This is a genomic window from Sinomonas soli, from assembly GCF_054782415.1.
Genome location: NZ_BAAGSN010000020.1, coordinates 220553 through 241565 on the forward strand (window position 1 = coordinate 220553; position 21013 = coordinate 241565).

18 protein-coding genes are annotated in these 21013 nt (G+C 73.1%); 14 read left to right on the forward strand and 4 right to left on the reverse strand.

Translation table 11 applies throughout. The features are described from left to right. Window positions 1–22: 22 nt before the first annotated feature. Window positions 23–1216 (forward strand): MFS transporter, encoded by a 1194-nt coding sequence (locus ACYVKZ_RS19330; RefSeq protein WP_460993846.1) that lies wholly within the window; start codon window positions 23–25, stop codon window positions 1214–1216. A 44-nt stretch (window positions 1217–1260) separates the two neighbouring features. Here the strand turns inward: ACYVKZ_RS19330 and ACYVKZ_RS19335 are convergent, their stop codons facing one another. Further along, a complete protein-coding gene (locus ACYVKZ_RS19335) occupies window positions 1261–2202 on the reverse strand; it encodes a phosphatase PAP2 family protein (protein ID WP_460993848.1) in 942 nt (313 codons plus the stop codon). A 206-nt stretch (window positions 2203–2408) separates the two neighbouring features. On the opposite strand from ACYVKZ_RS19335, the gene ACYVKZ_RS19340 reads away from it, so the two are divergent. The 7 genes from ACYVKZ_RS19340 to ACYVKZ_RS19370 all read left to right on the forward strand — a co-directional run bounded on the left by ACYVKZ_RS19340 (window position 2409) and on the right by ACYVKZ_RS19370 (window position 11046). Further along, complete coding sequence (locus tag ACYVKZ_RS19340) at window positions 2409–3152, forward strand: M50 family metallopeptidase (protein WP_460993850.1); 744 nt, start codon at window positions 2409–2411, stop codon at window positions 3150–3152. 71 nt (window positions 3153–3223) lie between these two features. Beyond that, entirely contained in the window at window positions 3224–4171 is a 948-nt protein-coding gene (locus ACYVKZ_RS19345; protein WP_460993914.1) for an o-succinylbenzoate synthase, read from the forward strand. Window positions 4172–4321: 150 nt separating this feature from the next. After that, window positions 4322–6370 (forward strand): PhoX family protein, encoded by a 2049-nt coding sequence (locus ACYVKZ_RS19350; protein ID WP_460993916.1) that lies wholly within the window; start codon window positions 4322–4324, stop codon window positions 6368–6370. A gap of 39 nt (window positions 6371–6409) precedes the next feature. Next, window positions 6410–8107, forward strand: a complete 1698-nt coding sequence (menD, locus tag ACYVKZ_RS19355) for a 2-succinyl-5-enolpyruvyl-6-hydroxy-3-cyclohexene-1-carboxylic-acid synthase (protein WP_460993852.1) — start codon at window positions 6410–6412, stop codon at window positions 8105–8107. 187 nt (window positions 8108–8294) lie between these two features. Beyond that, complete coding sequence (locus ACYVKZ_RS19360; RefSeq protein WP_460993854.1) at window positions 8295–9236, forward strand: ABC transporter substrate-binding protein; 942 nt, start codon at window positions 8295–8297, stop codon at window positions 9234–9236. Window positions 9237–9241: 5 nt separating this feature from the next. Continuing rightward, window positions 9242–10243 (forward strand): amino acid ABC transporter permease, encoded by a 1002-nt coding sequence (locus tag ACYVKZ_RS19365; protein WP_460993918.1) that lies wholly within the window; start codon window positions 9242–9244, stop codon window positions 10241–10243. Next, window positions 10240–11046: an amino acid ABC transporter ATP-binding protein gene (locus ACYVKZ_RS19370; RefSeq protein ID WP_460993856.1), complete on the forward strand. Its 807-nt coding sequence runs from the start codon at window positions 10240–10242 to the stop codon at window positions 11044–11046. The genes ACYVKZ_RS19365 and ACYVKZ_RS19370 overlap by 4 nt, the downstream gene beginning before the upstream one ends. 89 nt (window positions 11047–11135) lie before the next feature. Here the strand turns inward: ACYVKZ_RS19370 and ACYVKZ_RS19375 are convergent, their stop codons facing one another. Then, on the reverse strand, window positions 11136–12485 hold the full coding sequence (locus ACYVKZ_RS19375; RefSeq protein WP_460993858.1) for an isochorismate synthase: 1350 nt from the start codon (window positions 12483–12485) through the stop codon (window positions 11136–11138). A gap of 149 nt (window positions 12486–12634) precedes the next feature. On the opposite strand from ACYVKZ_RS19375, the gene ACYVKZ_RS19380 reads away from it, so the two are divergent. From ACYVKZ_RS19380 to ACYVKZ_RS19395, 4 genes are read left to right on the forward strand one after another with little or no spacing between them, the layout of a single operon-like run. Then, window positions 12635–13651, forward strand: coding sequence for an L-idonate 5-dehydrogenase (locus ACYVKZ_RS19380; RefSeq protein WP_460993860.1), 1017 nt, complete (start codon window positions 12635–12637; stop codon window positions 13649–13651). Window positions 13652–13671: 20 nt separating this feature from the next. Then, window positions 13672–14445, forward strand: coding sequence for a demethylmenaquinone methyltransferase (locus ACYVKZ_RS19385; RefSeq protein ID WP_460993862.1), 774 nt, complete (start codon window positions 13672–13674; stop codon window positions 14443–14445). A 17-nt stretch (window positions 14446–14462) separates the two neighbouring features. After that, on the forward strand, window positions 14463–15794 hold the full coding sequence (locus ACYVKZ_RS19390) for a geranylgeranyl reductase family protein (protein WP_460993864.1): 1332 nt from the start codon (window positions 14463–14465) through the stop codon (window positions 15792–15794). Window positions 15795–15804: 10 nt separating this feature from the next. Then, the gene (locus ACYVKZ_RS19395; RefSeq protein WP_460993866.1) at window positions 15805–16908 is read left to right on the forward strand and encodes a polyprenyl synthetase family protein; all 1104 of its coding nucleotides are present in this window, start codon (window positions 15805–15807) and stop codon (window positions 16906–16908) included. Between the two features lie 91 nt (window positions 16909–16999). On the opposite strand, the gene ACYVKZ_RS19400 is transcribed toward ACYVKZ_RS19395, so the two are convergent. Together ACYVKZ_RS19400 and ACYVKZ_RS19405 are read right to left on the reverse strand one after the other, a co-directional pair. Next, window positions 17000–17923, reverse strand: a complete 924-nt coding sequence (locus ACYVKZ_RS19400; protein ID WP_460993868.1) for a hypothetical protein — start codon at window positions 17921–17923, stop codon at window positions 17000–17002. Window positions 17924–18247: 324 nt separating this feature from the next. Next, complete coding sequence (locus ACYVKZ_RS19405; protein WP_310077478.1) at window positions 18248–18685, reverse strand: hypothetical protein; 438 nt, start codon at window positions 18683–18685, stop codon at window positions 18248–18250. 70 nt (window positions 18686–18755) lie between these two features. Here ACYVKZ_RS19405 and ACYVKZ_RS19410 point away from each other — a divergent pair, with 70 nt between their 5' ends. Together ACYVKZ_RS19410 and ACYVKZ_RS19415 are read left to right on the forward strand one after the other, a co-directional pair. After that, the gene (locus ACYVKZ_RS19410; protein WP_460993870.1) at window positions 18756–19544 is read left to right on the forward strand and encodes a sirohydrochlorin chelatase; all 789 of its coding nucleotides are present in this window, start codon (window positions 18756–18758) and stop codon (window positions 19542–19544) included. Next, a complete protein-coding gene (locus ACYVKZ_RS19415) occupies window positions 19541–20758 on the forward strand; it encodes an MFS transporter (protein WP_460993872.1) in 1218 nt (405 codons plus the stop codon). Before ACYVKZ_RS19410 ends, ACYVKZ_RS19415 begins: the two co-directional genes overlap by 4 nt. Window positions 20759–21013 lie beyond the last annotated feature (255 nt).

The window sequence follows — 21013 nt, forward strand, 5'->3', positions numbered from 1 at the left end:
CGGGGGGACCTAGAGTGGGGGAGTGGTTCGAGAAGGCAACGATCAGTTCTCCCTGCTGTCCATCGCCGTCCCGGCGTTCGGCCCCTCCGTGCTCTTCTCGCTCGGCGAGGGGGCGGTGCTCCCGGTCGTGGCGCTCTCGGCCCGGGACCTCGGCGGATCCGTGGCCGTCGCCGCGCTCACCGTCACGCTGATCGGCCTCGGCTCGCTCGTCTTCAACCTTCCCGCGTCCCTCCTGACGATCCGCTTCGGCGAACGCTGGGCCATCATCGGCGCCCAGGCCACCGGGGCGGTGGCCCTCGTCGTCGCCGCGCTCTCGCGCGAGCTGTGGCAGTTCATGCCCGCCCTCGTCGCGCTCGGCATGGCCTCGAGCGTGACCAACCTCGCGCGGCAGAAGTACCTCACGGAGGCCGTGCCGCCCGGCTTCCGGGCCCGCGCCCTCTCGACCCTCGGCGGCACCCTGCGCGTGGGGCTCTTCCTTGGGCCCTTCCTCGGCGCGGCGGCCATGCAGGTGTGGGGACTGCGCGGGGCGTACTGGGTGGGGGCCGCCGTGTATGCGGGAGCGGCGACCGTGGCCTGGTTCATGCCGGACCTCGAGGACGACGCCGCCGGGCCGGGCCGCGCCGTGCAGCCCCGCCTCGGACGCGTGGCCGCGGCCCACTGGAAGGTCCTGACCACCGTGGGACTGGGTGTGCTGTTCGTCTCCGCCGTCCGGCAGTCTCGCCAGGCCGTGATCCCGCTGTGGGCCGAGCACCTGGGCATGGACGCACCGACGGCGTCGCTCGTCTACGGCATCGCCGGCGGGGTGGACCTGCTCCTGTTCTACCCGGGCGGCCGGCTCATGGACCTGCGCGGGCGGCTCGCCGTCGCGCTGCCGTCCATGCTCATCATGGGCGCCGCGCTCGTCGCGATGCCCCTCAGCACCTCGTTCTGGCCCTTCCTGGCGGTCTCCTGCCTCATGGGCCTCGGCAACGGGATCGGCTCGGGCATGATCATGACCCTCGGGGCGGACTTCTCGCCCGCGCACGGCCGGGCCCAGTTCCTCGGACTGTGGCGCCTCATGGCGGACTCGGGCAGCACCCTCGGCCCGGTGATCCTCTCCGCGGTGACGGCCGCAGCGAGCCTGGGGACCGGCGTGGCCGCCGCAGGGGCGCTCGGCCTCGCCGCGGCGGGGGTCCTCGCCTGGAGCGTCCCGCGAGCCCAGCGCAGCGCCGGCTAGGGCCGGTCGGCGCCGGTTCGCGGCCGCCGGTCAGCGGCCCCGGGTCACCGGCCGGATGGCCGGCCGCGTGAGGAGGTCGCGAGCAGCCACGAGGCGGCGCTCGCCACGAGGTAGCCGCTGATGACGATGAGGGCGCAGCCCGCCCAGAAGTAGTTGGTGGTGCTGGCCTCGCGCCCGAGCCCCGGGGCGATCCGCACGAGCTCCACCACGGCCACCGCCGCGGCGCCGAGGCCGATCAGCGTGGGCAGCGCCACCCAGAGCCGCCACGACGCGGGGTGGCTGCCGAACCCCTCCCAGGTGTTCCAGCGGCCGCCGCGGCGCAGCACCAGCCACGCCGCCGGGGACATCACGGCCGCCACCACGAGGAACGCCGCGACGACGTCCGCCGGCCGGTGCCACTGGTTCACGAGCGTCGCGACCCCCGTGCCCACGGCGTACGTCCCGCCCGCGAAGGCGACGAGCGGGCGCCAGCGCGGCGAGGCCACGAGGAACACGGCGGCCGCCGCCGAGGCCGCGGCGGTCGTGTGGCCCGAGGGCAGGGAGTTCCCGGCGAACGTCTCGATCCCGCGGTACGGGCGCGTGAACACGTCGTTCTTGAGGAGCTGGGTCGCCAGATTGGCTCCCCCCGCCGCGGCGAGGGCCACGAGCGAGGCGGCCCACCGGCGTCGTACGAGCGAGGCGTACCCGAGCCCGGCCACCGCCAGGAGCACCGAGATCGCCGGGAGGTAGTCCAGGAAGCGCAGCGACGCCTTGCTGGCCGGCCCGTACAGCTCGGTGGACTCCACGAGCGCCGACTCATCGATGTACTGGCCCGTGGTGGTCCGTACGAAGAACAGGTACGTGCCCAGCAGGGCAGCGACCGCGGCGAGCGAGGCCAGGAGGAAGGGCGCGAACCGCAGGCCGCGGTGGGCGAGGCTGGGCTCCTGTTCAGGGGCGTCGGGGCGCGCTGCCTGCGTCATCTCGGGGGCTCGGATCGGGGCGGGCATGACACCCAGCGTCCCATACCCGCCTGTGCGCGGGCCAAAACCACTCGAGGGGTCCTGCGCCCGCGCCCCGGCTCGCGATTCTGCTCACGCTCGCAGGCCCTCCGGGCGCCCGGCGGCGTGGCGTGCGCGTGTCGCCCGGGGGCCCCGGCAACGGTGAGCAGAATCGCCCGGCGCCCTCCCAGCGGGCTCGGCTACCCTCGGGAGGCGTGATCAAGGACTGGTGGCAGGCGTTCGTCGACGGCTTCGTGGGCGGCTTCGCCCGCACCCAGCCCCTCGCGGTCCCGGCCTCGGAGCTGGCCATGGTGCTCGCCGCCGCGGCGGCCCTGTGCATCGTGCCGTTCCTGTGGCGGTTCTTCGGGCGCTTCGTCACGATCGTGCACGAGCTCGGGCACGCGTTCGCGGGCCTTGCCACCGGAATGCGCGTCACCGGCATCACCCTGCGCATGGACCAGGGCGGGACCACCCACGGAGTGGGCCGGGGGAGGGCCGTGTGGTTCGGGTTCTGGGGCTACCCGTCCCCGGCCGTGGTCGGCGCGGTGCTGGTGTGGGCCTCGGCCGCCGGGTTCGGCCGCGCAGCGCTGTCGGTGGCCGTGGTGCTGCTCGCGCTCGTGTTCCTGTTCATCCGCAACCTCCAGGGCGTGCTGATCCTCGTCGGGGCGATCCTCGCCGTCGCGGCGATCGTCGTGGCCGTGCCCCCGGACACCCAGGTCCACATCACCCTCGCCGTGGGTCTGGCCCTCGTGCTCGGAGCCGCCCGGGACTGGTGGAACGTCGTCACCGTCCACACCCGGCGGCGCCGCGAGCTGGCGAGCTCCGACGCGTACATCCTCGCCCGCAAGACCGGCGTGCCCTCGGCCGTGTGGCTCGCCTCGTTCGCCGCGGTGATCGTGCTCGCCGGGGCCGTCTCGTGGGTCCTGCTCGACGGCGCCGTGCGTACAGTGGGCACGTGATCACTGCCCCGCGCCCCGCCCTGCCGGACCTCGCCGAGCTCGAGGCGGGTGCCGCCGTCGTGCGCCTGCCGATGCGGGTGAAGTTCCGCGGCGTGACCGAGCGGGAGGCGCTCCTGGTCCGCGGCCCCGCCGGCTGGGGAGAGTTCTCCCCGTTCCTCGAGTACGAGGACGCCGAGGCCTCGCGCTGGCTCGCCTCCGGCATCGAGGCGGCGTGGGAGGGCTTCCCCGAGCCCGTTCGCGGGCGGGTTCCGGTCAACGCGACGGTGCCCGCGGTGCCCGCCGGGCAAGTGCGGGACGTGCTCGCGGCGTTCGGGCCGGTGCAGGCGGTCAAGGTCAAGGTCGCCGAGCGCGGGCAGACGCTCGCCGACGACATCGCCCGGGTCGCCGCGGTGCGCGACGCACTGCCCGAGGCGGACCTGCGCGTGGACGCGAACGCCGGGTGGACCGTGCCGGAGGCCGTCGAGGCGCTCGTGCGGCTCGGCGAGTTCAGCCTCGAGTACGCCGAGCAGCCCGTCCCCGGGATCAACGGCCTCGCCGAGGTGCGGGCCCTCCTCGAGGCCCGCGGGACGCCCGTGCCCATCGCCGCCGACGAGGCCGTCCGGAAGGCCGAGGACCCCCTGCGCGTGGCCCGCGCCCGCGCCGCCGACCTCATCATCGTCAAGGCCGCGCCGCTCGGGGGCGTGCGCCGGGCCCTCGAGATCGTGCGGGAGGCCGGCCTGCCCGCGGTGGTCAGTTCGGCCCTGGACACCTCCGTGGGGCTCGCGGCCGGGGTGGCGCTCGCCGCCGCGCTGCCGTCCCTGCCGCACGCGTGCGGTCTCGGCACCGGGGCGCTGCTGGCGCACGACGTCGTGTCCCCGGCCCTCGTGCCGGACGGCGGCTTCCTGCCGGCGGACCGCCTCGCCGAGCGCGCGGAGCCGGACCCCGAGCTGCTCGCGCGGTACGCCGCGCCCGAGGAGCGCCGCCAGTGGTGGCTCGGCCGGCTGCGGCGGTGCCACGCGCTCCTGGCGGCCCGGCACTAGCGCCGGGACCGCCCTGAGCGCGGTATGCGCATTGACCTTGATTTAACCTCCACATAGGCTGAGTTTTTCCTGACAGTGATCGGGTGGGAGTGCACCAACCTCGCACCCGAAGGATGAACCTTGTCTGAAACCCGCCGAACCCTCCTGCCGATGCCGGCCCACGTCCGCGGCAAGCGCAGCGCCGTGACCTGCGCCCTCAAGTGCGACAACGCCTGCCTCAACGAGGTCTGCAACGGCTCCGACAACAGCTATTTCCGCGACATCGCCGCCGGCGCCCTCTCGCGTCGCTCGGCGCTGGGCCTCGGCCTCGCCGGCGCCCTCACCCTCGCCTTCACCGGCGGCAACCGGGCCGAGGCGGCCGGGACGCGGCTCGCGCCCGCCGCCCACGGGACCACCAGCCCCCTCGACTTCACCCCCATCAAGCCCGTGGACAGGCTCGTGGACGAGTTCACCGTCCCCCAGGGCTACGCGTGGCGGCCGATCATCCGCTGGGGCGACCCGCTCTTCGCCGACGCCCCCGCCTTCGACCTCGAGAACCAGACCGCCGAGGCGCAGGCGCGCCAGTTCGGCTACAACAACGACTACACGGACATCATCCGGCTCGACGGCCCGAACGGCCGGCGCGCGGTCCTCGTGGCCAACCACGAGTACACGAACGAGAACATCATGTTCCCCGCGGCCCAGGTCGCCGGGGACGCCGCCCGCGTCCGCGCAGTCGCCCGTGCAGCGCACGGCCTCTCCGTCGTCGAGCTCAGCCGCCAGAACAGGAATGCGCCGTGGAGCTACGTCCAGGGCGCCCCGCACAACCGCCGCTACCTCCTCGACACCGAGTACGAGCTCACGGGCCCGGCGGCAGGGTCCGCCCTCCTGCGGACGGCCGCGGACCCGGCCGGGCGCACCGTCCGGGGAACGCTGGGCAACTGCGCGGGCGGCACCACCCCGTGGGGGACCGTCCTCTCGGGCGAGGAGAACTTCAACGGCTACTTCCGCACGCCCGGGACCTCGGCCGCGGACAAGCGCTACGGCCTCTCCGACAAGCCCACGGTGCGCGGCTGGGAACTCGACGATCCCCGCTTCGATGCCCGCACCCCCGGATACGAGAACGAGCCGAACCGCTTCGGCTGGGTCGTCGAGATCGACCCCATGGACCCCACCGCGACGCCGAAGAAGCACACGGCCCTCGGCCGCTTCAAGCACGAGGGCGCGAACGTCCACATCGCCGCGAACGGCAGGGCCGTGGCGTACTCGGGCGACGACGAGCGCTTCGACTACCTCTACAAGTTCGTCTCGAAGGGCACCTACCGGCCCGGCGGCTCGGCCGCGGACCGCGCCCACAACAAGACCCTCCTGAGCGAGGGCAACCTCTATGTGGCGAAGTTCACCGGGGATTCCCCGGCGGCCGAGATCGACGGCTCAGGCGCGCTCCCCTCCGACGGCGCCTTCGACGGCCGCGGCGAGTGGCTCCCGCTCGTCGTCGACGGCCGCAGCGCGATCGCGGGAATGAGCGTCGAGGAGGTGCTGGTCCACACGCGCCTGGCCGCGGACATGGCCGGCGCCACCAAGATGGACCGCTGCGAGGACGTCCAGCCCCACCCCGGCACGGGCAGGGTGTACGTGGTCTGCACGAACAACACCGACCGCGGCAAGGCCGGCAAGGAGGGCGCCACCGAGGTCAATCCCCGGGCGCTCAACCGGGACGGCCACATCGTCGAGATCACCGAGGACGGAGGGGACCAGACGGCCACCGCGTTCGGCTGGAACCTGCTCCTCGTGTGCGGAGACCCCGCGGCGAACCAGAGCACCTACTTCGCCGGCTACCCGAAGGAGAAGGTCTCGCCGATCTCCTGCCCGGACAACGTCGCCTTCGACTCCTCGGGCCACCTCTGGATCGCCACCGACGGCGCCCCGAGCACCATCGGCTACAACGACGGGCTCTTCAGGGTGACCCTCGAGGGCCCGGAGCGCGGCAAGGTCGAGCAGTTCCTCTCCGTGCCGCGGGACGCGGAGACCTGCGGTCCGATCGTCCACGACGAGGAGCGCCACGTGTACGTCTCCGTCCAGCACCCCGGCGAGGAGGGCACGTTCGAGGACCCGCACTCCCTCTTCCCGGACTACGCCGCCGGCGGCCCCGCCCTCGGCCAGGCCCGCGCGCCCCGCCCGTCGGTGGTCCAGGTCCTCCCGGCGGTCCACGCCAAGTAGCCCGGTGGCCCAGCGCGGCCGAAACCCTACGATGGGGAGGTGAGTCCCCTCAGTTCCCTCGACGCCGCCCGCGAGGCAGTCTCGGCACTGCTCGCGGGCGGCGTCCGCTGTGTCGTCGTCTGCCCAGGCTCCCGCAGCGCGCCGCTCGCGTACGCGCTCGCCGAGGCCGAGGGGCGGGGACACCTCGAGCTCGTGGTCCGGATCGACGAGCGGGACGGCGGCTTCACGGCGCTCGGCGCCGCCCTCTCCTCGGGGCGGCCGACGGCGGTCGTCACCACGAGCGGCTCGGCCGTCGGCAACCTCGTCCCGGCGGTCATGGAGGCGAACCACGCCGAGGTCCCGCTGATCGTGCTCTCGGCGGACCGGCCCGAAGAGCTGCACGGGACCGGGGCGAACCAGACTACCGAGCAGTTCGACCTGTTCGGCGAGCACGTGCGCTTCGCCGCGACCGTGGAGGCCGGGGCCTCGCCGTCGTCCCCGGTGCGGACCGCGCTCTCCGCGGCGATCGGCGCGCTCGAGGGAGTCCCCGCGGGCCCTGTGCAGCTGAACCTGTGCTTCCGCGAGCCGCTCGTGCCGGAGGAGGGCTGGGAGCCGCCGACCGGGGGATGGGAGGCCCCGCCCGTGCAGCCGTACGCGTACCGCCGTCCGCCGGTCGCGGCCCTCGGCGGCCTCCCGCCGCGGCGCACCGTGGTCCTCGCCGGCCATGGCGCCGGCCCGCTCGCCGAGGCCTTCGCGGCCGCGCACGGCCTGCCGCTGCTCGCCGAGCCCACGTCCAACGCCCGCTTCGGCGGCCATGCCGTGGGGCCGTACCGGCTCCTCCTCGACGGCCACCCGGGTGAGCTCATCGAGCGCGTGGTCCTGTTCGGGCGGCCCACGCTGTCGCGGCCGGTCACCCAGCTCCTCGCCCGCGAGGGCGTCCAGACCGCCCTGTACCACGCCCGCCCCGCCGCCTGGTTCCGCGAGGGCCGGCGCCGGGAGCGGCTCATCGACGACCTCGACGTGCTCTCCGGGTTCGCCGGCCGCGGCGCCGAGGGCTGGCTGGACGCGTGGCTGCTCGCGGGCGCCGCGGCGCAGGAGGCCGTGGACAGGATCATCGCCGGCCCCGGCGCGGTGCTCACCGGGCCCCGCCTCGCCCAGCTCGTGTGGGACACCTCGCGCGGCCAGCTGATGCTCGGATCGTCCAACGGGATCCGCGACGTGGACCTCGCCGCGACGCCGCCCACCCAGCCGCTGGCGCGCGTGTTCGCCAACCGGGGCCTGTCGGGGATCGACGGGGCCGTCTCCACCGCCACGGGCCTGTGGCTAGGGCGCCGCGCCGAGACCACGATCTTCCTGGGCGACCTCACCCTCCTGCACGACGCGGGCGGCCTGCTCATCGGCGAGGGGGAGGCGGAACCGGACCTGCGCGTCGTCGTGCTCAACGACGCCGGCGGCGCCATCTTCGGCGTCCTCGAGCACGGGCGCGTGGGCGGCGACCCCGAGGGCCGCCCCGGCGCCGCGGCCGCGGTCGAGCGGCTCTTCGGCACGCCGCACCGCGCCGACCTCCGCGCGCTCGCGGCCGCGTACGGGGTCCGGCACACCCTCGTGCGCACGACGGCGGAGGCCGCCGCCGCGCTCTCCGCCCCCCGGCGGCCGGGCCGCGAGATCATCGAGGCGCGCCTCGACCGCGTCGGGCTCCGCGGACTCCACGCCCGGATCCGGTCCGCGGTCGAGGACGCGGTGGGCGTCCGGTCGTGATCCTGGCCGGCGCCGTCTGGGATTCCGGAACCCGCTGTCCGTGGCGGGGTTGCGCACCCGCCCGCAATATTGTCCAATGATGAACATTAGTTGCCTGTGATGCACATCTCACCTCGCTTTCGGCGGGGGTAGGATGGGACGTCGCATTAGCACTCTCGACACGTACCTGAAAAGTAAAGGTAGAGACATGACTTTCTCCGCGAAGCTCGCGGCCAAGGGCGCAGCCGTGCTCGCCGTCGGTGCCCTCGCCCTCACGGCCTGCACCAATGCCTCCGAGACGGGCGGCGGGGGGAGCCAGCCCTCCGGTTCGGCGTCGGCGTCGTTCGACCCGAGCACCGTGGCCAAGGACGACTCCCTCGCCTCGCAGGTCCCGGCCTCGATCAAGTCCAAGGGCACGCTCGTGGTCGGCTCCGACACGTCCTACGCCCCGGCGGAGTTCCTCGGCGGCTCGGACAACCACACCCCGATGGGCTACGACGTCGACCTCGCGAAGGCCATCGGCGCCACGCTGGGCCTCAAGACCGACGTGCAGACCGCGGAGTTCACGGGCATCCTGCCCGCCCTCGGCCCCAAGTACGACCTCGGCATCAGCTCCTTCACCATCAACAAGGAGCGCCTCGCGGCCGTCAACTTCGTGAGCTACTTCAACGCCGGCACCGCATGGGCCGTCCAGAAGGGCAACCCGAAGAAGTTCTCCCTCGACGACGTCTGCGGCAAGACCATCGGCGTCCAGACCGGAACCGTCCAGGAGGACCCGGACCTCAAGGACCGCAACGCCAAGTGCACCGCGGCGGGCAAGCCGGCCATCAACATCGTCTCGCTCAAGGCCCAGACGGACCTCAACACGCGCCTGGTCAACGGCAGCCTCGACGCCATGGCCGCGGACTCGCCGATCATCGGCTACGCCGTCCAGCAGACCAAGGGCGCCGTCGAGAAGCTGGGCGACACCTACGACGCCGCCCCCCAGGGCATCGCGGTCGCCAAGAGCGACACCGCGCTGGCCGACCTCGTCCAGAAGGTCATGACCAAGCTCATGGCCGATGGCACCTACAAGAAGATCCTCGACACGTGGAACAACTCCGAGGGCGCCGTCACCAAGTCTGAAGTCAACCCGACCCCCTCCTCGTGACTGAGATGACCACGCATCGGGCTGAGGCAGCCCAGACGTCCAAGGGCGGTGCACCGGAGCTGATCAAGGCTGTCCCGGTGCGCCACCCGTGGCGGTGGGTGGGGGCCGCCGTCATCCTCGTGATCGTGGCCCTGGCCGTCCAGAGCCTGGCGACGAACGAGAACTTCCACTGGGACACCTACGTCCTGTACATCCTCGATGTGAACGTGGTCCGGGGCGTCGGGTGGACGCTCCTGCTCACCGTGCTCTCGATGGTCCTGGCGATCGTGCTCGCGGTCCTGCTGGCGTTCATGCGCCAGTCGGACAACCCGATCTTCCGCTGGTCGTCCTGGTTCTGGGTCTGGTTCTTCCGCGGGACCCCGGTCTACACCCAGCTCATCTTCTGGGGCCTCGTCGCGGTGCTGTACCCGAAGATCGCCGTGGGCGTCCCGTTCGGCCCCGAGCTGTTCAGCTTCACCACGCAGGACCTGCTGAACTCCTTCTGGGCCGCGGTCCTGGGGCTCGGCCTGAACGAGTCCGCCTACCTCGCGGAGATCTTCCGGGCCGGCCTCAAGTCCGTGGACCGGGGCCAGACCGAGGCCGCCGAGGCGCTGGGCATGCGCGGGACCAAGATCATGTGGCGGATCGTGCTGCCCCAGGCCATGCGCGTGATCGTGCCGCCCACGGGCAACGAGACGATCGGCATGCTCAAGACCACCTCGCTGGTCCTGGCCGTGCCGTTCACGCTGGACCTCACCTTCGTGACCAACACGCTGGCCAACCGCACCTACCTGCCCATCCCGCTGCTCATGGTCGCGGCGACCTGGTACCTGCTCGTGACGAGCATCCTCATGGTGGGCCAGCACTACATCGAGAAGTACTACGGCAAGGGCGTGGACAACCTCGTCCCCGCCCCGGTGAATGCGGCGGCGGCGAAGGCCTCGGCGGCAGGCCTGGGTCCGGCGTCGGACACCATGCCCGGCGGCCCCACCGTGGCCGGCAAGGACATCGAGGAGAGCGGACGATGAGCGCAGCAGCCGCCGAGGGCACGCACCGCGTCGCCCCCGGGACCCAGGAGATCGTGCGCGTCGAGGGCGTGCACAAGTACTTCGGCCAGCACCACGTGCTCCGCGGGATCGACATGACGGTCAGGCAGGGCGAGGTGGCGGTGCTCATCGGGCCCTCCGGCTCCGGCAAGTCCACGCTCCTGCGCTGCATCAACCACCTCGAGACGATCAGCGCCGGACGGATCCGGGTCAACGGCGAGCTCATCGGCTACCGCGAGCACGGCGGCAAGCTGCACGAGCTCACCGTCAAGGACGTCGCGCGCCAGCGCCGGAACATCGGGATGGTGTTCCAGCGGTTCAACCTCTTCGGGCACAAGACGGCCCTCGAGAACGTCATCGAGGCGCCGGTGCAGGTGAAGGGCCAGAACAAGGCCACGGCCAAGAAGCGCGCCCTCGAGCTCCTCGACCAGGTCGGCCTGTCCGACCGGGCGGGCCACTACCCGGCCCAGCTCTCCGGCGGCCAGCAGCAGCGCGTGGCCATCGCGAGGGCGCTGGCCATGGAGCCCGAGCTCATGCTCTTCGACGAGCCCACCTCTGCCCTGGACCCGGAGCTGGTCGGCGACGTCCTGAACGTCATGAAGGACCTGGCGGCCTCGGGCATGACCATGATCGTGGTCACCCACGAGATCGGCTTCGCCCGCGAGGTCGGCGACACCCTGACCTTCATGGACGGCGGCGTCGTGGTCGAGTCCGGCAACCCGCGGCAGGTCATCGCCAACCCCCAGCACGAGCGCACCCAGGCCTTCCTCAGCAAGGTCCTCTAGCGCCGAAGACTCCGCACAGTGCGGCCAGAGACCCCGCAACCCCCTCACGAGGTTGTGGGGTCTCTGGCGTCCGCTTGTGGGGTCCTGCGTCAGCGCTCCACGCCGAGGGCCTCGAGCATCGGCCGGAACTTGGCCCACGTCTCGGCGAGCTCGGCAGTCGGCTGCGAGGCCTCCACGATCCCGCAGCCGGCGTAAAGCCGCATGGACGTCGGCGTCTCGATGACCCCGCCGCGCAGCGCGATGCCCCACTCGCCGTTGCCGGCCGCGTCCAGCCACCCGACCGGCCCCGCATAGGGCCCGCGGTCCAGCGCCTCGAGCTCGCGGATGAGCGCCCCGGCCACGGACGTCGGGGTGCCGCACACCGCGGCGGTCGGGTGCAGCGCGTTGACGAGCGCGAGCGAGGTGGGGATGTGCCCCTCGACGTCCACGAGCTCGGCCTTCACGTCGGAGGCGAGGTGGTACACGTTGGGCAGCTCGAGGATGAACGGCTCGTCGTGGGCGTTCATGGCCTCGGAGAACGGGGCGAGCGCCGTGGTCAGCGACTGGATGGCGATCTCGTGCTCGTGCCGCTGCTTGGGCGAGCCGGCCAGCACGCGCTCCGCATACTCGAGCCCCTGGCCGTTGGCGTCGCGCCGGTCGATCGTGCCCGCGAGGACCCGGGCCTGCGCGGTGCGGCCCTCGACCTGGATGAGCATCTCGGGGGTGGCTCCCACCAGGCCGTCGACCCCGTACACCCACGTGTCGCGGTAGGCCGCAGCGAGCCGGCGCAGCACCTCGTGCCGGTCGATCCCGGCGCCTCGGTGCACCACGATGTCCCGGGCGAGGACGAGCTTCTCGAGCTCGCCCGCCGCGATCCGCCCGACCCCGGCGGCCACGGCATCCATCCACCGCTGCTCGCCCAGCGAGCCGGGGGAAAGGGTCACCGGCCCGCCGCCGGCGGGGTCCGCGCCCGGGCCCGCACCCGCCGTCGTGCGTCCCTCCGTGACCGGGCCGCGTGAGCCGCCGGCGGGATCGAGGACGCGCCCGACGGCGGCCTGCACCGCCGCGTCGGTGGGCTCGGTCCCGTCGCTGGTCACCAGCGTGGCCCAGCCGGCTCCGTCGCGGAGGCCGATCACGAGTTCGGGGACGACCAGGCGGGAGAGGAAGTGGGAGGTGCGGGAGAACGCGAAGCTGCCGAACGCCAGGAGGCCGGTGCCGGGGTGGCCCACGCGGTCCACCACCTCGGCCTCGAGCGTGAGCTGCTTCCACCACGCCTCGGCGTCGATGAACCGGTCCGCGCCGGTGGCGGTGAAGCGGGCCGCCTCGCCGAACCCGATCTGGCCCTCGCCGCGGCGGATCCAGCACTGCACCTGCGCGTCCGTGAGGCCTGCGGCGAGGTCGGTGGCGCCTAGGACGGCCGGGCCCAGAGTGACCGTGAGGGCGCGCAAGGGGTGCTTCATGATGGATCAAGCCTACGCGGTAACCGCCAGGTCTCCCGGAGCAGGCCCGCTGGCACGGGGAGCCGCTGGGGCCGCCGCCTCGCCGTAGACGGGACGAGCGCGCCGCCGCTATCCTGACGGCCGTCCGCTTGCCCTGCACAGGAGGTCCCGTGAGCGTTGCCGTCGTTGTCCACGCCGCCGGGGACCTGCGCCTCGATCCGGTGCCGGAGCAGGAGCCCGGACCCCACGATGCGGTCGTGGCGGTCGAGTACGGCGGCATCTGCGGCAGCGACCTCTCCTACCTCCGGCACGGCGCCTCGGGCCTGAGCGTCCTGCGCGATCCGCTCGTGCTCGGCCATGAGGTCGCCGGGCACATCGCGGCCCTCGGCGAGGCCGTGACCGGCTTCGAGGTGGGCCAGCGGGTGGCAGTCCACCCTGCCACGGTGTGCGGTCGGTGCGCGCACTGCGCGGAGGGCCGGCCCAACCTGTGCGAGTCCGTGCGCTACCTCGGCTCCGCCGCGTCCCGGCCGCACACCCAGGGCGCCTTCTCCGCCCGCACCGTGATCCCGGCGGCCCAGCTGCGCGCCGTGCCCGAGGGCGTGAGCACGCGCCAGGCCGCCGTCGCCGAGCCGCTCGGCGTCGCGATCCACGCCGTCAACCGGGCCGGGGACGTGCGCGGCCGCACCGTCCTGGTCAACGGCGCCGGCCCCATCGGCGCGCTCGTCGTCGCTGCAGCCCGCCGGGCCGGCGCCGCCCGCGTCATCGCCGCGGACCTCGCCCCGGCCTCGCTCGAGGTGGCCCGGAGGATGGGTGCCCACGAGGCCGTCGACCTCTCGGGGGGCGCCGCGCTGCCCGAGGCCGAGGTGGTCTTCGAGGCCTCCGGCGCGGCCGCCGCCGTGACCGCCGTCCTGCGCGCCGTCCGGCGGGGCGGCACCGTGGTCCAGGTCGGCAACCTGCCCGCCGGGGACATCCCGGTGTCCCTCGGCGCACTCGTGTTCCGCGAGGTGGACTACCGCGGCACCTTCCGCTTCGTCGACGAGATGGCCGCAGCGCTGCAGTACCTCGCCGACGGACTCGACGTGGGGCCCCTCCTCACCCACGAGTTCGCCGCCGAGGACGCCGTCGAAGCCTTCCGCGTGGCGGGGGACCGCCGCACCGGCTCGTCCAAGGTCCTGCTGCGGTTCTGAAGTTTGGCAGAATGGTGCGGGTGAGCAGCGCAGGCAGCAGGGCATCCCTTGAGAAGCGGCCCGACGAGGTCGCCACCATGTTCGACGAGGTCGCACCGCGGTACGACGTCATGAACGACCTCCTCTCCCTCGGCCAGACGCGCCGCTGGCGGAAGATCGTGCTCGATGCGGTCGACGCCGGCCCCGGCCAGCGGGTCCTCGACCTCGCCGCCGGGACGGGCACCTCCTCCGAGCCCTACGCGGACGCGGGGGTCGACGTCGTCGCCTGCGACTTCTCCCTCGGGATGCTGCGGGTGGGCAAGCGCCGCCGCCCCGACATCGACTTCATCGCCGGCGACGCGACCAACCTGCCCTTCGCGGACGGCTCCTTCGACGCCGTCACGATCAGCTTCGGGCTGCGCAATGTGACCGACCCCCGCAAGGCCCTGGCCGAGATGCTGCGCGTGACCAAGCCCGGCGGCCGGCTTGTCATCGCCGAGTTCTCCTCCCCGGTCAACCCCCTCTGGCGCACCATGTACGTCGAGTACCTCATGCGCGCCCTGCCCGAGATCGCGCGCCGCGCGTCCTCCAACCCGGACGCCTACGTGTACCTTGCCGAGTCGATCCGCGCCTGGCCGGACCAGGACAACCTGGCCGCGTGGCTGTCCGAGGCCGGCTGGACCGACGTGACCTACCGCAACCTCTCCGGCGGGATCGTGGCCGTGCACCGCGCCTACAAGCCCGACGCCGCCGCCGAGGCGCCGGCCGGGACGGCCGCCCAGGTCCGGCGCGTGCGCCGCTCCGCGTCCCGCTGACGCGAGGCGGATCCACCGTGGACGTCCTGATCGTCGGAGCCGGCCCGGCCGGCTCGACCGCAGCCCACTACCTCGCGCGCTCCGGCGTGCCCGTCACCGTGCTCGAGAAGACCCGCTTCCCGCGCGAGAAGGTCTGCGGGGACGGGCTCACGCCCCGCGCCGTGCGCGAGATCCAGCTGCTCGGGCTCCCGCACGCAGCCGAGGACGGCTGGCGCCGCAACCGGGGCCTGCGCCTCATCGCCGGCGGCCGCACCCTCGAGCTCCCGTGGCCCGACCTCGACGGCTTCCCCGACTACGGCCTGGTGCGCACCCGGCTCGGCTTCGACGAGGCCCTCGCCGCGCACGCCCGCTCCGCCGGGGCGCAGATCCTCGAGGGCCACTCGGTCGCGGAGGTGCTCACGGACGACGCCGGCCGCGTGGTGGGTGCCCGCGCCCACCTCCTCGACGAGGCCGGCAAGAAGACCGGCGAGACGCGCGACTTCCGCGCCGACGTGGTCCTCGCCGCCGACGGCAACTCGACCCGCGCCGCCGTGTCCCGCGGCCTGGCCAAGCGCGACGACCGCCCCCTCGGCGTTGCCTACCGCACCTACTTCGAGAGCCCCCGCCACGAGGACGACTGGATGGAGGGCTGGCTCGAACTGCCCGGCGCCGACGGCAAGCCCCTGCCCGGGTACGGCTGGGTGTTCGGCGTGGGCGACGGCACGTGCAACGTCGGGCTCGGCATCCTCAACTCCTCCAAGGAGTTCGGCAGGCTCGACTACCGCCAGGTGCTGCGCGAGTGGGCCGCCGGCATGCCGGCGGAGTGGGGCTTCGCCGAGGAGAACCAGGTCGGGCCCATCCGCGGCGCCGCCCTCCCCATGGGCTTCAACCGCACCCCGCACGTGGTCCCCGGCATGGCCCTCCTCGGTGACGCCGGCGGCATGGTGAGTCCCTTCAACGGCGAGGGCATCTCCTACGCCATGGAGTCCGGGCGGTTCGCCGCCCAGCACCTCGTGGACGCCGCAGCAGCCCAGCGCGCGGCGGGCCGCGCGCGGCCGGCGGAGGCCGACGTCGACCGTCGCCTGGGCGCCTACGCGGACCGGGTCCGGCGCGAGTGGGGGAGCCACTTCACGCTCGGGCGCGCGTTCGCGGCGCTGATCGGCCACCCGGCCGTGATGCGCGCGGCGCTCGCCACCGGGATGCCGGTCCCGCCGCTCATGCGCCTCGTGGTGCGGCTGCTCGCCAACCTCACCGACCGGCCGGGCACGAGCCTGCCGGACGCCGCGATCCGGGTGCTCGAGGCGCTCGTGCCCGCGACGTCGAACACCGCCCCACCCCGCCCGGCGCCCGCAGCGCGCCCCGGAAGCTAGGCTTGACCCCGTGACTGAATCTGCAGACAGCCGCTGGACGCACGCGGGGCACGGACGCCCCGAGTCCTCCGAGCCGCCTCCCACCACCACGGCGATCGCCGCCGGCATGCAGCTGCCTGCCGCCTTCGCCGCCATTGCCGAGGACGCTGAGCTGGGCCCTGCGATCACCACGAGCATGGCGCGCGTCGAGCGGGTCCTGCGCGAGGCCATCTCCAACTCCGACCCCCTCGCCGACGCCACGAGCAAGCACCTCATGGAGGCCGGCGGCAAGCGCATCCGGCCGCTGCTGACCATCCTCGCCGCGCACTTGGGCGATTCCGAGCGGGCAGAGGTGCTGCAGGCCGCCGCCGTCGTGGAGCTCACCCACCTCGCCACGCTGTACCACGACGACGTCATGGACTCCGCGCCCTACCGCCGCGGCGCCCCCACCGCCCACGAGGTCTGGGGCAATACCGTGGCGATCCTCGCCGGCGACCTCATCTTCGCCCGCGCCTCGATCCTCGTCTCCGACCTCGGCGGCCGCGCCCTGTCCATCCAGGCCCGCACGTTCGAGCGGCTCTGCCTCGGGCAGCTGCACGAGACCGTGGGCCCGCGCGACGGCGAGGACCCGCTGCAGCACTACATCTCCGTGCTGTCCGACAAGACCGGCTCGCTCATCGCCGCCGCGGGCCAGTTCGGCGTGATCTTCTCCGGCGCCCCGTCCGAGTACGAGTCGGTGCTCGTGGACTACGGCGAGAAGGTGGGCGTGGCGTTCCAGCTGGCCGACGACGTCATCGACGTCACCGGCGGCAAGGTCACCTCCGGCAAGATCGCCGGGACGGACCTGCGCGAGGGCGTCCCGACCCTGCCCGTCCTGCTGCTGCGCCGCGCCGCGGCCGACGGCGATGCCTCCGCCCAGCGCGTCCTCGGCTTGGTGGACGCGGACCTCTCCGGCGACGACGCGCTCGCTGCCGCCGTCGAGGAGATCGCCTCGCACCCCGTCACCGAGCAGTCGTGGTCCGTGGCGCGGGAGTGGGCCGACGCGGCCAAGTCCGCCCTCCGGCCGCTGCCCGAGGGCGTCGTGAAGGACTCGCTCGCGGCGTTCGCGGACGCGGTGGTGGAGCGCCGGGCCTGACCCCCCGCCGCCCCCTCCCGCCCCTCCGGCCCTGCGCGTTGAGGGGTCATGTCCCAACGTTGAGGGGTCATGTCCCTGTCGTGAGGAGTCGCTAGGCTGCGCGCGCTGCGAAGAGGGAGCGCAGGGCGGCGCGGACTCGGGCAAAGTCGTCCCGGCGATCCTCCGCGGTGACGATGACGACCACCCATCCCGCGGCGCGGAATGCTGCGTCCCGGCGAGCGTCGCGTCGGCGCTGTTCGTCGGTGAGGTGATGGTCGCCGTCGTACTGGATCGCAACCCGGATGCTCCGGTAGCCCATGTCCGCGCTGAAGGAGAAGCGGTCGGAGGGCCGGAGCACGATCTGCAGCTCCGGTTCAGGGAAGCCGTAGGCGAGGAGACAGAGCCGGAGCAGGGTCTCCGGGACCGAATCGGCGCCGACCCGCATGTCGGCCAGCGCGGCACGGCACCGCGCGACCCCTTTCATCTTCGGGTGGCCACGGAGCATCTCCGCCAGCGCGTCCTTGGTGGAGTGCGGCCTGCTCCGGCCCTCGAAATCCGCCCGGGGACGGCGGATGAGTTGATCGCCGAGTGCTACGAGCGCGACCGGCCCCAGCTCGTTGCCCAGGTCGAGCCAGGTGCGGGCCGGCGAACTGGCGAGGATGCCGGGCCCGAGCTGCACCACCTCGTCCGGCAGAACGTGGACATGGTGGCCCACGACTCCGTCCCGCCTCACTCTGGGCAGGTGGCTCGGCTTGCTCAGGTGGAGCAATGAGTGGTCGGCGACCGGATCGGGGAGCCACAGTCCGTGCAGGGCGGCCGACGTCCTATGGGACGCCCACGCTCCAGGCGTCACGGCGAGGTGCGCCCGAACTCGGTCCGCGAGGGACGGATCGCCATCGCCCGGGAGGTACAGCTCGCGGCTGACGTGCCTGACGTTCCGGCGGAGGAGGTCGAAGTAGTCCAGGCCGTGGAGTTGGGCCTCGGTGGATGTGAACGATGAGGAGAGCATGATCTCGAGCGCGGTGGGCGTTGTCATGCCGGAATGGTGGCACCGTTCCCGGGATCATGCGCTGAGTTATCCACAGGGCGGCGCTGGAATCCCGGGGTGATGGGGCGCAGTTTGTCCTCCACAGCCCTAGGGACGTGACCCCTCAACGCAGGGATATGACCCCTCAGCGCAGGGACGTGACCCCTCAACGGTTAAACGGGTGGTCCCGGGACTCGGCTAGCGCCGATTCCCGGGACCGTTTCCGTTCGCACCCGGATTCACTGGAGGCTAAGAAGTGAACCCACTGACAAGCATATGACAGATCTGTAAAAAGTCCAGCGATAATCGTCAATCAGTTTGAAGCGAGTAGTGTCAGCCCTCTTCGTCTTCCTCGTCATCCTCGCTGAAGACCCACTCGAACATGTCGAACGTGAACTCCGAGAACGTCCCGTCTTCCGAGACCCACTCGCCCCGGGCGTTGTTCTTCCGGTACACGATCGGGTCCGGGACGCGCAGGTCGCCGGCGCGGAAGCCCCACGTGAACTGCTCCTCCTCGTCCTCGAGGAACATGAGGAAGCCCTCGTCGTCGATCTCGAGCTCCTCGGGGTCCCAGAAGTAGTGGTAGGCCTCCATGAGCTCGGAGTTGCCCAGGGCGAGGTAGAACTCGCGCAGCACCTGCGGGATCGTGAACGCATGCTCCTCGAGGGCCTGGTCGAGCTCCTTCTCCGAAATCCCGTCGGCGGGCTTCCAGGGATCCTCTAGGTACTTCGGGACAAGCGCGCGGAACTTCTCCAGGAACATTTCGTTCATGTGCTTCATCCTAGTCGGGCGGCGTCCGCGGGTTTCGGCCGCGTGAACGGGCGGCCGGTACGCTCGGCACATGAGCCAGGACATCCTCGTGGCATGCGCCCACGGAACCAGCAGCGCCGAGGGCAGGGCCGCGATCCTGGCGGTGATCGGCGAGATCCGGGCAGCCCGCCCGGGCCTGACCGTGGTGGACGCCTACGTCGACGTGCACGGCCCCGAGCTGCCCGACGTCGTCGCCGGGCTGCCCGCGGAGGCGAGCGCCGTCGTCGTGCCCCTCCTCCTCAGCGTCGGCTACCACGTGAAGGTGGACATCGCCCGCGCGGTGGCGTCGCGGCCGGGCACGCTCGCCGCGGGCCCCCTCGGGCCCGACGAGCGCCTCGCCGACCTCCTCGCGGCGCGCCTCGCCGACGCCGGGCTCCGCGCGGACGACGCCGTGGTGCTCGCCGCCGCCGGCTCGTCGAACCCGCAGGCCGCGGCCGACGTCGAACGCCTCGCCGATATGCTCCGCCACCGCGTCCCGAACCGCGTCCTGCCCGGGTACGGTGCGAGCGCCTCGCCGAGCGTTCCGGAGGCGGTCGCCGAGCTGCGCGCCGAAGAGGCGGACGGGACGGGCGACGCCGCGCGGGTCGTGGTCGCCTCCTACCTCCTCGCGCCGGGGTTCTTCCACGACCAGCTCGCGAAGGCCGGGGCCGACGCCGTCACCGCGCCGCTGCTGCCGGCGCCCGTGATCGCCCGGATCGCGCTGGACCGCTACGACGCCGCGCTCGCCGCGGCCGCCGCGGCTGCCCGAGTCGCGCCGGCCGCCCCGGCAACCCCGGGCGCGCCGGCCGCCCCGGCAATCCCGGGCGAGCCGGCCGAGTGAGCGCCGAGACGGGACACGCACCCCGGAGGGCGACGGCCGGGCTCCTCGTGGTCCTGGCCGCCGCGATGGGCGTCGGGCCCATCCTCAACTACGGCCTCAGCGCGGTGAGCCCGCTCATCCTGGCCTCGCTGGGGATGAGCCAGTCCCAGTTCGGCCTGCTCGCCGGGGCCGTGTTCGCCTCGGCGGCCGTGAGCAGCTTCTCCCTCGGGCGCCTCAGCGACCGGGCCGGCACGCGCACGCAGCTCGTGCTGATCTTCGGCGGGACGGTCGTGGCGCTCGTCATCGCCGCGCTCGCGCACAGCTTCTGGGTGCTCCTCGCCGCGGTGATCGTCGCCGGGCCGGCGCAGTCGATCTCCAACCCGACCACCAACCGCGTCATCGTGACCTCGGTGCCCCCGCACAAGCGGGCCGGGTGGATCGGGATCAAGCAGTCCGGTGTGCAGGCGAGCCAGCTCTTCTCCGGGCTGTTCTTCCCCGCGGTGGCGCTGTGGCTGGGCTGGCAGGGCGCGTTCGGGCTCGCCGCGGTGATCGCCCTCGGCCTGCTCGCGTACGGGTTCGCGCAGGTGCCCTCCGAGCCGGCGAGGCCCCGGTTCGCCGCCCGGCGGGGCTCGGGCGGGCCCCTGCCGTTCTCGATGTGGCTGTTCGCGGGGTTCGCGTTCTTCTCCGGCCTGGGGATGCAGGCCACCAACGTGTACCTCCCGCTCTACGCCGTCCGCGAGCTCGGCTTCCCGCTCGTGCTGGCCGGGGCCGCGGCGGGCGTCTCGGGCATCGTCGGGGTCTCGTCGCGCATCGTGTGGGGGCGCAGGATGGCCGGCGGCGCCCGGCCGTCCGGGCTGCTGCTCGCCCTGGCGCTCGGGGCGATCGTGGGCGTCGGGTGCCTGCTCGGCGCCGGCGCGCTGCACCAGCCGTGGCTCGTGTGGGCCGGCGTCGCGCTGCACGGGGCCACCGTGCTGGGCGCGAACGTGATCATGAACGCGGCCGTGCTCGTGGTGGTGCCCTCCGAACGGGTGGGCGTGGCTTCCGGCGTGCTCGCCGCCGGCATGTACACGGGGTTCTCGCTCGGGCCGCTGGTCATGGGGGTGCTGGCCGACGCGACCGGCTCGTACGGCGCCGGCTGGCTCGCCGTGGGCGCCGGCTACCTGGTGTGCGCGGGGCTCGCCCTGTGGCTCAGGCGCTACGGTGCCACGCACCCGTGGACGTCGTTCTCCCACTGACCCTGCGTCCGCGCCGCCCACCCGGCGTTCCGCGCCCCGCGTTCCCCGTTTCGGGTACGCATCTCGTCGCCTCTTCCCCGTTCCGGGTACGCATCTCGTCGCATTTCCGGCTCTCGGGTACGCACGACGGCGGGCTCCCCGGCCGCGCGCGGCGGCCCACCCGGCGTCGTGCGCGCCACCAGGATGCCCGCGCCCTGTTCCCGAAGCTCCAAAAGCGCGACGAGATGCGTACCCGAAACACCCAAAGGGCGACGA